Here is a 12,587-nt window from a genome sequence, read left to right on the forward strand (position 1 = left end):
TAAGACCTGATTATTCGATTTTTTATTTCCAAACATAAGTTCTTTTTTTAGTGAAATATTATTTAATATAATAAAAGGTCTACACGCATTAAAATTTAATGGTAAAGGTCTTTTAATACAGCTTGTTGCGACTTTAATGTTTGAGCCTGATACTTTTTAAGTAATTTAACTATAGCTGTAAGATCGCTGGTTGTTTTTTTATTACTGTATAATTGTGTTTGTAACTGCATCACATTATTAGTTAGTTCTGCATCATTAATAGCACGGCATAAAGTATCAATAGCGCCCATATTTTGCTTAGTTACTGTTTTTGCATATATATTTAATGCGCTATAAAACATTTTTGCATCGTTTTTATTTGCTGCATGTAATAAGTTTTTCAAACTAGGCAGCGCGGGCGTTTTATCAGTTGTAGTTGCTACATGCGCATTCTGAGTAGAACGGCTTACCCAATAAAAAATTGCAGTCACAATCCATAATAAATAGCCCAGTACAGCAACAACTATTAACCATAATGGTGCTGAGCTTTGTATTTGCTGTGGGTTAGTTGCATCTACACTATTTTGTCCTGCTGCTTGGTTATTGGTATTTTTCGAATCATTTATAATCACAGGATTAGCAGCATTGCTACTAGGGATCACAGTAATAGTGCGCTCTGGTAAAGTGGCAAAGCTAATACGATTTATTTTAGTGTTATACCAGGGCAGTTTTATTTCGGGCAACGTATAAGTGCCGGGTGTTTGTGGTAACAAAGCATAAGAGGCAATTTGCTGCGATACTACACGGCCGTTACGCACCGCATTGTTATTTTCTTTTTGATCTGGGTAGCTACGGATCCCTGTAATATCGGGCATTGATATTTCGGGGAGTTGCTCTTTGGTTACACCAAGTGCCGTTAAGGTAATTGTGCGTGTGATAGGAGTGCCTACCTCAACTGTATTATCCTCTGGTTGCCATTGCTCATCTAAACTTACTAACTCACTAGGCAGCCAAGCGCCATTGTAATTACTTGGTATAGGCTTTATTTCTATTTGTTGATCATTGCCAAGCGCCGATACTTCTAACTGGCGGTAATTTTGCTGCACACGGCCTTGAAAAGCAGGGCCGGTAATAGTGAAGTCACCACTTTTTTGCGGCTGAATTAAATACTCTCGGGTAATTACTAAATAACGTTTACCGTCAACCAGTTCATAATCCTCTGTTTGTTTACCCAATTGGCTAAGTTGTGCATTTTCCATGCTTGGCGTGCCTAAGCTGCCGTCAAGTAGCTCTTTGGCTAAATAAAGTTTAAGCGTATAAACACCGGCTTCTTGTACAAACAAAGATTTACTTGAGAGCGATGTTTTTAAAAATATATCGTTATTTTTATCGGCATCAGCTGCGCGCTTGGCTACTTTTAAAGTAATAGGCTGCGAGCTAAGCCCCGCAACAGTAAACGACGGTATAGTGTATTCACCTTCGCGGCGGGTCATTAGCTTAACCGACCAAGTGGTTTGCTTGTTCATGCTGCCATTTATAATATTGGTGCGGGTACTTAAGCTAGTAGGGCCAACCACAAAGCTTTTTAACAGCATGGAGGTATCGGGTTGTTCATCTTTAATTGTGTCGTCTACTGTAATATTAAGAATAAAAAACTCACCCGCTAACACCGGGTTTTTATTTACACTGGCTTCGAGTTTGGTGGCAGCCATCAATGGCATCGCACTTAATAGCAATAAACAGCAAAATAATCGCATTACCATGACTTTTCTACTCCTGTGGGGCGACGTTGATATTGTCTTTTTTGGGCTTCTAATTGCATTTTATTCCGTAATAAAATAGCGGGATCGTCGGGCACTTTTCGCAGCAGCTGGTTAAGCTGCTGTGCTTGTTCTTTTTCTTCGTTAGTCAGCTCACTGGCTTGTACTGCTTGCGCTTGTTGCTCGGCAGTTTGCTGTTGCTCGTCGGGCGCAGCTTCGTTTACAGCCTGTGGCTCACTTTGTTGCTCGGCGTTATCGTTTGGCTGTTCGGCCGGTTGATTTTCACTTTGCTCGTTTTGCGACTCAGCTTGCATGTCAGGTTTATTTTGCTGATCAGATTGCTCTTGTGCTTGCTCAGAGTCTTTATCCGACTTATCGTCACTGTTTTTTTCACTGTCGCTTTGCGCTTCGCCTTGTTCATCATTTTGTTGCTGATCTTGCTTGGCTTCATCAGAATTTTGCTGTTGGTTTTGCTCATCACTTTTTTGCCCGTCTTGTGATTCGCCGCCGTCTTGGTTTTGTTGCTCTTGCTGCTGATTCAGTAATTGCTCAACCAGTGCTTGGTTATCTGCGGCTTGTGTAAAGTTAGGGCGTAATGCTTGAGCTTGTTGGTAAGCATTAATTGCTTCCTCTAGCTTGCCTGCTTTAGCAAGTGCGTTACCAAAGTTATAAAAACCGGTTGCCGATTTATCATCACTAAATTGATTAACCGCGGCCTCAAAGTTCCCTTGCTGATAAAGCGCAGCGCCTTTTAATTGGCTCGATTGGGCTGTTATTGCTTGCTCATAATCTTTATTGTTATAAGCATCAAGTGCCCGCTGGTCGGTATTCTTTAAAACAGTGGGCAGCTCTACGGCATAGGCATTTTGTTGTGGTAAAAAGCTAAACACTAAAAACACACTCAGCAAAGCCGCGCGTCTAAATAAATAAAGGCTTAAAGGTAGCAGCAGTAACAAGCCGTAAATACCGGCGTCTATACGCCAAAGCGCATGGTTTTGTTTTTCATCTTTTAATAATTCGCCATTAGCGCTAGGTGCAAAAACAGCAATGTCGGCGCTACTTGGCTGATAACTGGCAAATTTACCGCCGCTGTTTGTAGCTAAGTTTTTTAGTTGGCTGGTATTAATAGTCGGCACTACAATTTGCCCGTAGTGGTCTTTTAAAAATCCGCCTTCGGGTAATTTAATTGGCGCACCTTGGGCAGTGCCTACACCGTAAATATTTAATCGGTATTGGGTGTTTTTAGCAAAGGTGCTCACCTCACTTTGCTCTTGCTGATCAATGCCGTCGGTTATTAAAATAATATCGCCGTCTAGGTAACCGGCTTGCCCTAATAACTCTTTTGCTATATCAAGACCCGCTAAAACATTAGAGCCTTTGTCGGGCATTATTTCTGGGCTTAAGCTAGGTATTAGGTTTTCAAGTGTGGTGGCGTCGTTGGTTAGCGGTGAAATGGTATAAGCACTGCCAGCATAGGCAACGAGCGCTGTGTCGCCTTCTTTAAATAAATCAATCATATCGAGGGCTTTAAAACGCGCCTGCATTAATCTATTTGGTAAAATATCTGTGCTGTACATAGAGTACGACATGTCCATAACAATAACGCGAGCGTTTTTGCTTTGAAACACAGGTACTTGTTTTTCTTCAAAGCTGGGGCCGGCACTAAATATAATCCCTAAGCTACAAAATAGCGCTAGTAAACAAAGTGGCTGGTTAGTTTTAGTGCTTGCGTCGCTGATAATAAACTGTGCTAAATGCGGTGCAATTAGCTGCTCATTGCTGGCTTTTTTGCGCTTAATTAAGGCAACAAAAAATAATCCAACTGCGGGTATGAGTAACCATAAAATAGCAGGGCGAATAAATTCAAAATCCATTAGTTAGGCTCCTTTATTGCGCGCAGGGTTGTTAACATTACTTTTAAGCTAATTAGCAAAATAGCGATTAATAACGGCAAGTAAAATAATGAGCTTTGCGGGCGAAAGGTTTGCTCATCTACACTAATGGGCTCTAATTTGTCTAGTTCGGCATAAATTTGCTGTAAACCGGCTACATCTTTAGCTCTAAAGTACAAACCGCCAGTTTGCTCAGCTATGCGTTTTAATAACCCCTCATCTATTGTGTCGCCGCTCATACCGCCCATATTAAATAAACTAAACCCACGAGGATTATCTGAGCCAACGCCAATGGTATACACTTTTATACCGGCATCGCGGGCAAGCAGTAGGGCTTCTTCGGGCTTTAAATTACCCGCAGTGTTTTGCCCGTCGGTTAGCAGTACCACAATACGATTGCTTTTATCTTTGTTTGCAAAACGTTTTACCGACAACCCTAAAGCATCGCCAATGGCGGTGGCGCGGCCAACTAAACCAATTTGGGCCTCAGAAAGCATTTTACTCACGGTTTTTACATCACGCGTAAGGGGGGTTTGTAAAAAGGCGGTGTCGCCAAATAAAATAAGGCCGAGCCTGTCGCCTTGGCGCTGCTCTATAAAATCAGTTAATACCGCTTTAACCATAGTTAAGCGGTCAACATATTGGCCATTGTAAGCCATGTCTTGCTCGGTCATAGAGCCAGATAAATCAACCGCCAGCATTATATCGCGGCCTTCGTTTGGCATTGAAATAGGATCATCTAACCAAGTGGGGTTTGCCGCGGCTATTACCAGTAAAAGCCATATAACCCACTCGAACGAAGTTAAGCGCCGTGCGTGAGCTTCAATGCTTTGGCTGGTTAAGTTGTGTTTGGCAAAGCTTGGGATCCGCAGTCGAGTGTGCGCGTTGTTTACAGCCGGTTTTAGTAATAATAGTAAGAAAGGCAGGGGGAGTAATATAAACAGCCATGGCCAGCTAAATTCAAACATTAACCGCTTCCTTTAACTTAAATTGCTTAATTGCTTGGCGAAACTTACTTTCTAGCGCGCTATTTTTTTGCTCAAGATTATAAACACTGATAATTTCTTGTTCGTTAAAATTTAATCCGGTTAGTGTGTTAAGCGTATTACACCACTGCTTGGTAGATTGCGTAGCAAGGCGTTTATCGTAATAGGCAATGACTAAGCGTTTTAAAATAATATGTAATTGCTGAGGATCAGTGTGCTGTTGGCTTAAATTAACCGCGAAGCGTTTTGGTTGTTTAAATTTATAATGTTTATAAGCCATATAAATTGCGGCGCTTAGCAGCAATAACAAAACGGCAATAATAACCCACCAAGCAGGGGCAAGTGGCCACCAATTTACTTGGCTTGGCGCTATTATGTCGTGTAGGCCATCAAGTGGAGACGTTTGCATGGTTATTTTCTCACTAATTGCAGCTCAAGCGGTGTGGCTGCATTGAATGATATTAAATTAAGACCCGATTTAGTTAAGCGATTAAAGCGTGTGCTAAATGCCTGTTCTGCATTTTTAGCAAAGCGCGCTCTAAAGCTGCTATCCATAAGTGGTAGGGCAAAGTCTTGGCCATTGGCGCTTACTGTAACGGCTTGTTTAAATGCCGGTAACTGATGCTCAAATGGATCGCTTATGTGGCAACCAATTAGCTCGCAGTGGCGGCTCAGTATTTCGAGCTGTTTAAAGCTGGCGTCGTCTAGGGCATTAAAGTCAGAAATTAAATACACTAAACTACCGGGTTTAGCCAAATGGTTAAGGCGCTTTAAATTATCGCTAAAGTTGTTAGTAGCTTGCTCGTCAATTGCGTTTAGGGCTTGCTGGTGGCTATCGCATAAATTATGACACAGCTTTAATACCGCTTTTTCACGGGCGCTGGGCTTGAGCTCTAAATGAGAGTGCTGATTAAATACAATACCACCAATACGGTCACCACGTTGGCAGGCCGACCAAGCAACTAATGCGCTAATGTGCGCGGCTTGCACCGATTTTAATAACAACTGCGATCCAAATAGCATCGAGTTTGAAAAATCAGTAAAAATAAACACCGGGCGCTCTTTCTCTTCTTGAAAAAGCTTAGTGTGTGTTTCGCCAGTGCGCGCAGTTACACGCCAATCAATAGAGCGAATATCGTCGCCTTGTTGATAGTGGCGTACTTCGGCAAACTCCATACCACGGCCTTTATGCGGCGCAAGGTATTGCCCGGTTAAGGTGTTTTTAATTTTTACTTTAGGAGCCAGTTCCAGCAATTGCGCTTTGACTTTGTAATACATCAGCTCTTTAAGCGCTAAATTAACACCGTGGCTATGGCTTTGTGCAAGCCATGCTTGGGGATCTAATGGTGTTTGCATAAGTTACGGTACGGCTACAAGTTCAACAATACGGCTAATTACCTGATCTTTAGTAATGCCATCGGCTTGGGCTTCGTAACTTAAAATAATACGATGGCGCAATACATTATGTACTACTGCCTGAATATCGTCGGGCGCTACAAAATCGCGGCCTTGCAACCAAGCATGCGCACGGGCACATTTATCAAGGGCAATAGTGGCACGTGGACTAGCACCGAACTCAATCCAGCTACCTAGTTGTGCGTCTAATTTAGCGCCTTCACGAGTAGCTATAATAAGCTGCACTAAATACTGCTCAAGTGGTGGTGCTAAATATAGGCCTAAAATAGCTTTACGACCGGCAAATAAATCGCTTTGACTAATTTTTTGCATTACTGCTGGTTGCTCGTTTAATGCTTCGCCTCGGGTTAAACGCAGTATGTCTAATTCGTGCTCTGCACCAGGGTAACCTATACTCAAATGCAGTAAAAAGCGGTCAAGCTGCGCTTCAGGAAGCGGGTAAGTGCCTTCTTGCTCTAGCGGGTTTTGCGTGGCCATTACTAAAAATAGGTCACTTAGCGGATAAGTGTTTTTACCTACCGTTACTTGGCGCTCTGCCATGGCTTCTAATAAAGCTGATTGTACTTTAGCAGGGGCACGGTTTATTTCATCAGCTAAAATAAGGTTATGAAATAGCGGGCCTTTTTCAAATACAAACTCACTGGTTTGCTGACGATAAATATCAGTACCGGTAATATCGGCAGGGAGCAAGTCGGGCGTAAATTGCACCCGCTGAAACGAGCCTTCAATGCCTTTAGCTAAGGCGTTTACAGCGCGCGTTTTTGCAAGGCCAGGAGGGCCTTCTACTAATAAGTGGCCGTCAGCTAAAATGGTAATAAGTAGCGCTTGAGTAAGCTCTGGCTGGCCAATAATTTGTGTATCTAAGTACGTTTTTAATTGTGAAAATGCGTTAGCTGCCATAATAAATAGACTGTCCTCGTCAGCTGGAATAATACCAAAGTTATTTGGGTACGAAATACTGACCTAGTTATAAGGTTTAAAATTGGATAACTCAAGAGTTAGACTGTATTTTTAAAAATAGTTCGTTATTTATTAACGACTTTTAGCCTATCACAAAACTTTGTAAATGCGTCTAAAAAAGCCTATTGTAGTACTTATATAGTGGGTTTTAGAGAATTTTATTTGCCTACTAATCGATAAATTTCAGTTTATCTATTGGCTTTAGTACACGGGTTGTTTAGAATCGAGTAAAACAAACAGGTCAGACCTGTCAGCGGGAGCATAATTAATGTCTGAGCAAAACATACTTAAAACATCAAAGGGCGATCGTATAGCCATAGTTAGCGGCCTACGTACACCTTTTGCCAAGCAAGCAACAGCGTTCCACCATGTACCTGCACTTGATATGGGTAAACTTGTGGTTAACGAAATGCTTGAGCGATTAAATTTCAACAAGTCAGAAATTGATCAACTTGTATTTGGTCAAGTAGTACAAATGCCAGAAGCACCAAATATAGCACGCGAAATTGTATTAGGTACTGGCATGCCAGTATCGGTTGATGCCTATTCAGTATCACGCGCCTGTGCGACTAGTTTTCAGGCTATTGCCAACGTTGCTGAGTCGATTATGGCGGGCTCTGTTACTGTAGGTATTGCGGGCGGCGCAGATTCGTCTTCAGTATTGCCAATCGGTGTTAGTAAAAAGCTAGCAGGCAGCTTAGTTGACTTAAATAAAGCGCGTACGCTTGGTCAGCGCTTAAAAATATTTTCAAAACTGCGTTTAAAAGACTTATTGCCAGTGCCTCCTGCGGTTGCAGAGTACTCAACAGGCCTTTCAATGGGGCAAACTGCTGAGCAAATGGCTAAAACACATAACATTAGCCGTGAAGATCAAGATGCATTAGCGCATCGCTCGCATTCATTAGCAACCCAAGCATGGGCTGATGGCAAATTAAAAGATGAAGTAATGACGGCGCACTTACCGCCATATAAAAGCTTTATTGATGAAGATAACAACATTCGTAAAAACTCAACGGTTGAAGGCTACGCTAAGCTTAAGCCAGTATTTGACCGCCAACACGGTACAGTAACTGCAGCAAACGCCACTCCATTAACCGACGGTGCAGCCGCGGTATTAATGATGAGCGAAAGCAAAGCAAAAGCACTGGGTTACGAAATTCTTGGTTATGTACGCAGTTTTGCGTTTTCAGCCATTGGTGTTGAAAAAGATATGCTTATGGGTCCAGCTCATGCCACGCCTATCGCGCTAGATAGAGCGGGTATTACCCTTGCCGACCTAGACTTAATAGAAATGCACGAAGCGTTTGCATCGCAAACACTCGCTAACATGAAAATGTTTGCCTCAGATAAGTTTGCGCAAGAGCACTTAGGTCGCAGCAAAGCGATTGGCGAAATTAACATGGATAAGTTTAACGTATTAGGTGGATCGCTTGCTTATGGACATCCATTTGCAGCAACCGGTGCTCGCTTAATTACGCAAAGCTTATACGAGCTTAAGCGTCGTGGTGGCGGTTTAGCATTAACAACAGCCTGTGCTGCAGGTGGTTTAGGTGCAGCTTTTGTATTGGAGAGTGCGTAATGTCAGATTCAGTATTTAATTTAACGGTTGATGAAAATAAAATCGCCGTAGTAACTATAGATGTGCAGGGCGAAAAAATGAATACCCTGCGCAGTAGTTTTGCCGATGATTTAAAAGCCTTACTAGCCGAAGCTAAGCAGCAGTCTGTAAAAGGCATGGTATTTATTAGTGGTAAAAGTGATAACTTTATTGCTGGCGCTGACGTTAAAATGCTTGATAGTGTGCAAAAGCGTGAAGATGCTTTAGCTATTAGCGAGTTATGTCATCATGCATTTTTTGACATGGAAAACCTGCCTTTTACTACGGTTAGTGCTATTCATGGTGCAGCTTTAGGTGGCGGATTAGAGTTTGCATTAGCCTGTGATTACCGCGTAGGCACCGACAGTGGCATTACTATAATTGGTTTGCCAGAAGTGCAATTAGGTTTATTACCTGGTGGCGGCGGTACTCAGCGTTTAACTAAAATAATTGGTATTCAAAAAGGCTTAGAATGGATGCTAACCGGTAAGCAAATTCGTGCACAGCAAGCTAAAAAAGCCGGTGTATTAGATGATTGCGTACCACATAGCGTGCTATTAAAAGTAGCGAAAGAATTTGCTGCTAAAGGCAAAGCACCAACTAAAGAGCCAAAACTCGACACCGTGAGCAAGCTGCTAGAGTCAAACCCGTTTGGTCGTAACTTTATCTTTAAAAAAGCAAAAGAAAACGTCATTAAACAAACGGGCGGACATTACCCTGCGCCACTTTTAATTATTAAAGCAGTACGTGCAAGCGTAGAGCTCGATAAGCTAAAAGCGTATAAAACCGAAGCTGAAAGCTTTGCAACGCTGGTAATGAGCGACGAATCAAAAGCGCTGCGCAGTGTGTTTTTTGCAACCACAGAAATGAAGAAAGACTGGCGCAACGGTGACGCACCAGCAATTAACAAAACCGCAGTGTTAGGTGGCGGACTAATGGGCGCAGGTATTGCGCACGTAAGTGCCGTTAAAGCTAAAGTACCGGTACGTATTAAAGATGTAGCAGAGCAGGGCATTAGTAATGCAATGAGCTACACCTATAAAATTTTAGATAAGCGCTTAAAGCGCCGTATTATGTCTAAAGCCGATATGCAGCTAACAATGAGCCGTATTACAGGCGCTACCGATTACAGCGGTTTTAAAAATATAGATTTAGTAATTGAAGCGGTATTTGAAGATCTTGAGCTTAAACAAGGCATGGTTGCTGATATAGAGCGTGAATGCCAAGAAAATACTATTTTTGCGAGTAATACCTCGTCATTACCTATTTCGCAAATTGCAGCTCAAGCTCAGCGCCCTGAAAACGTGATTGGTTTACATTACTTTTCACCAGTAGAAAAAATGCCACTGGTAGAAATTATTCCACACGCCGGCACCTCAAAAGAGACCATTACTCGTGTGGTAAACTTTGCGCGCAAGCAAGGTAAAACACCTATTGTAGTAAAAGATACCGCTGGCTTTTATGTAAACCGTATTTTAGCGCCTTACTTAAACGAAGCAGCTAACTTAATGCTAGCAGGCGAGCCAATTGAAAAAATTGATGCAGCTTTAGTTGAGTTTGGTTTTCCGGTAGGCCCACTGGCATTACTTGATGAAGTAGGTATTGATATTGGTTCTAAAATTGCGCCAATTTTAGAAAAAGAGCTAGGCGAGCGTTTTAAAGCACCCGATGCATTTACTCGTATGATAGAGTCAAAACGCCTTGGTCGTAAAACTGGTCATGGCTTTTATGAGTACGATAAAAAAGGCAAAAAGGTTGACGAGTCAATTTACGAACTACTTAACGTTACCCCAGCTCCGCGTTTAAATAAAAGCGAAATTGCCAAACGTTGTATTGCACAAATGCTTAATGAAGCGGTTCGTTGTTTAGACGAAGGCATTATTGCCAGCCCGCGTGATGGTGATATTGGTGCTATTTTTGGTATTGGTTTTCCACCGTTCTTCGGCGGACCATTTAGCTATATGGATAAACTAGGCGCAAGTAAAATAAGCTCAGATATGTCTACATTAGGCAGTAGCAATGCAATTTTTACTCCTTGCGACACCCTTGTAGCAATGGCAGAGTCAGGCGCTAAGTTTTATGCCGCTCAGCCAAGCACAGAGCCAACAGGTGAGTCAGAGCCTGCAGAGCAAGCCACTGACGATGCTGCAGCGCCAAGTGCTAAAGAATAAGCAAATTAGCACTTACTAATAAAAACCGCATTTTATATGCGGTTTTTTTATGGCTAAATTATTTAAGCGAAAGCATAGTTAAGAAGTTTACTAACCTCTCAAATTATTAAACTCACCAAGTAATAAACCATAGCTTTAGAGGGTATTGTCTATTGCTTAGAGGTGGTTTTTATAAGTTGTTGATATTGCTTTATAAGCACAGATTTTTTGAAAGTCGTTTTAGCATGTAGGTATATAACAGGGCGTTTGTGTTTAGCTTTAGGGGGGCTAAATGCTAGTAATAAATACGCTTGAAGTGTTTCAAGCGTATTTAAAATAAAATGGGATATTTAAAGATGGGCGGCGATAATTTTTTTATCTTTTTCTGGCATGTTATCTACCACTAAATCAAATGAATTATCAATCATTCGCTTAATCTCGTTTTGCGGGATTGTGCCATCTAGTATTATGGTATTCCAAAGGCGTTTATTCATATGATAGCCAGGGATCACTGCAGTAAACATATCTCTTAATGCTAGTGCTTCGTCGGGGTCACATTTTAAATTTAACCACCAAATAGGCTCGCCATTGGCGTCGTTATTATCATCATTACCCAGTGCAAGGGTGGCAAACATTTTATGGTTTACCTTGTAAACATCAACTTCTTTAGAAAAAGGTTGGGTTACTTTAACTAGTGGTTTGTTAACTAAATACTCATGTACAGTTTGTTGGTCCATGATCCATTCCTTGAAGTCATACTCGATGAAACTACCATAACAGTTTTTTTAATGTTTGATTATATGTATTTTTGTAAAAATCATAATTTTACGAGTTAATCCAAGGTATAGCGGGGTTTTGAAGCAGTTTTAGTTGAACAAAATCTAGTTCGTGGTATGTTTCTCAGAGTCAAAAATAATAGGAATATATTCATGCCAAAGGCGAGTGAAGTTAAAAAAGGGACAGCCATTGATTTTAATGGTCGCGTTTTAGTTGTAAAAGATATAGTACGCTCAGTTCCACAAGGTCGTGCTGGTGGTAGTTTGTACCGTATGCGTTTATACGACGTAGTAACGGGCAGCAAAGTGGATGAAACATTTAAAGACAGTGATATGTTAACACTTGCTGATTTAACGCGTCGTGAAGCTATGCTTTCGTACATTGATGGTGACGAGTATGTGTTTATGGATAACGAAGATTACACGCCATATAACCTAAGTAAAGAGGCGATTAGCGAAGAGATTTTGTTCGTAAATGAAGAAACTCAAGGCGTGCACGTTATTGTAATAGATGGCGCACCGGTTGGCCTAGATTTGCCATCAAGTGTTGAACTGGTTGTGGAAGAAACCGACCCATCTATTAAGGGTGCTTCGGCGAGTGCACGCTCAAAGCCGGCGCGTATGTCTACAGGATTAAATATTTCAGTTCCTGAGCATATTTCTACAGGCGATCGCATTCGTATCAATACTGCAGAGCATAAATTTATGGGCCGTGCTGAAAAGTAAGCGCCCAATTGTGTATATTAAAAAGCCGACTTGTTCGGCTTTTTTTATTGCTGGGATTCAAATAGTAAGTGCATAGCTTTAAAAATAGTCATTTTATGGTTAAAATACGCGGCTTATTTTTACAGAATTTAGGTATTGCTTTGATTTTTGTTTTATTAAGCGCGGTGTTTATAGCGATTATGTATTTAGAGGCGATTAAAAAGGGCATGCCGGTTAAGCGTTGGCTGTTGTTAGCGGGTTTACTTGGCCCAGTTGCATGGTGTTTGTTTAATTTACATTACCGCCGTGCATTACTACGAAGTGTAGGTATTAACCCTTGTATATGGCGTCCGTAACTATTTTTAT

At 41.5% G+C, this 12,587-nt stretch carries 11 protein-coding genes; 4 read left to right on the plus strand and 7 right to left on the minus strand.

The annotated features are described in order from the left end of the window. Positions 1 to 95: 95 nt before the first annotated feature. Genes PTRA_RS04840 through PTRA_RS04865 form a run of 6 tightly spaced genes read right to left on the minus strand, consistent with a single transcriptional unit; the run spans position 96 to position 6,933 of the window. Entirely contained in the window at positions 96 to 1,742 is a 1,647-nt protein-coding gene (locus PTRA_RS04840; protein WP_058372897.1) for a BatD family protein, read from the minus strand. Then, on the minus strand, positions 1,736 to 3,613 hold the full coding sequence (locus PTRA_RS04845) for a vWA domain-containing protein (RefSeq protein WP_058372898.1): 1,878 nt from the start codon (positions 3,611 to 3,613) through the stop codon (positions 1,736 to 1,738). The genes PTRA_RS04840 and PTRA_RS04845 overlap by 7 nt, the downstream gene beginning before the upstream one ends. Next, entirely contained in the window at positions 3,613 to 4,599 is a 987-nt protein-coding gene (locus PTRA_RS04850) for a vWA domain-containing protein (RefSeq protein ID WP_058372899.1), read from the minus strand. Before PTRA_RS04850 ends, PTRA_RS04845 begins: the two co-directional genes overlap by 1 nt. Then, positions 4,592 to 5,026: a DUF4381 domain-containing protein gene (locus tag PTRA_RS04855; protein WP_058372900.1), complete on the minus strand. Its 435-nt coding sequence runs from the start codon at positions 5,024 to 5,026 to the stop codon at positions 4,592 to 4,594. The genes PTRA_RS04850 and PTRA_RS04855 overlap by 8 nt, the downstream gene beginning before the upstream one ends. Before the next feature lie 2 nt (positions 5,027 to 5,028). Further along, positions 5,029 to 5,973, minus strand: coding sequence for a DUF58 domain-containing protein (locus PTRA_RS04860; RefSeq protein ID WP_058372901.1), 945 nt, complete (start codon positions 5,971 to 5,973; stop codon positions 5,029 to 5,031). Positions 5,974 to 5,976: 3 nt separating this feature from the next. Continuing rightward, entirely contained in the window at positions 5,977 to 6,933 is a 957-nt protein-coding gene (locus PTRA_RS04865; RefSeq protein WP_058372902.1) for an AAA family ATPase, read from the minus strand. 328 nt (positions 6,934 to 7,261) lie between these two features. On the opposite strand from PTRA_RS04865, the gene fadI reads away from it, so the two are divergent. Together fadI and fadJ are read left to right on the plus strand one after the other, a co-directional pair. Then, the gene (fadI, locus tag PTRA_RS04870; RefSeq protein WP_058372903.1) at positions 7,262 to 8,572 is read left to right on the plus strand and encodes an acetyl-CoA C-acyltransferase FadI; all 1,311 of its coding nucleotides are present in this window, start codon (positions 7,262 to 7,264) and stop codon (positions 8,570 to 8,572) included. After that, positions 8,572 to 10,761: a fatty acid oxidation complex subunit alpha FadJ gene (gene fadJ, locus PTRA_RS04875; protein WP_058372904.1), complete on the plus strand. Its 2,190-nt coding sequence runs from the start codon at positions 8,572 to 8,574 to the stop codon at positions 10,759 to 10,761. Before fadI ends, fadJ begins: the two co-directional genes overlap by 1 nt. 329 nt (positions 10,762 to 11,090) lie before the next feature. Here the strand turns inward: fadJ and PTRA_RS04880 are convergent, their stop codons facing one another. Next, positions 11,091 to 11,477, minus strand: coding sequence for an MmcQ/YjbR family DNA-binding protein (locus PTRA_RS04880; RefSeq protein WP_011327657.1), 387 nt, complete (start codon positions 11,475 to 11,477; stop codon positions 11,091 to 11,093). 192 nt (positions 11,478 to 11,669) lie between these two features. Here PTRA_RS04880 and efpL point away from each other — a divergent pair, with 192 nt between their 5' ends. Together efpL and PTRA_RS04890 are read left to right on the plus strand one after the other, a co-directional pair. Beyond that, a complete protein-coding gene (gene efpL / locus PTRA_RS04885; protein ID WP_058372905.1) occupies positions 11,670 to 12,242 on the plus strand; it encodes an elongation factor P-like protein EfpL in 573 nt (190 codons plus the stop codon). Between the two features lie 95 nt (positions 12,243 to 12,337). Continuing rightward, a complete protein-coding gene (locus tag PTRA_RS04890; protein WP_058372906.1) occupies positions 12,338 to 12,577 on the plus strand; it encodes a hypothetical protein in 240 nt (79 codons plus the stop codon). Positions 12,578 to 12,587 lie beyond the last annotated feature (10 nt).

It is taken from the genome of Pseudoalteromonas translucida KMM 520 (genome assembly GCF_001465295.1).
GTDB classification, from domain to species: Bacteria; Pseudomonadota; Gammaproteobacteria; order Enterobacterales; family Alteromonadaceae; genus Pseudoalteromonas; species Pseudoalteromonas translucida.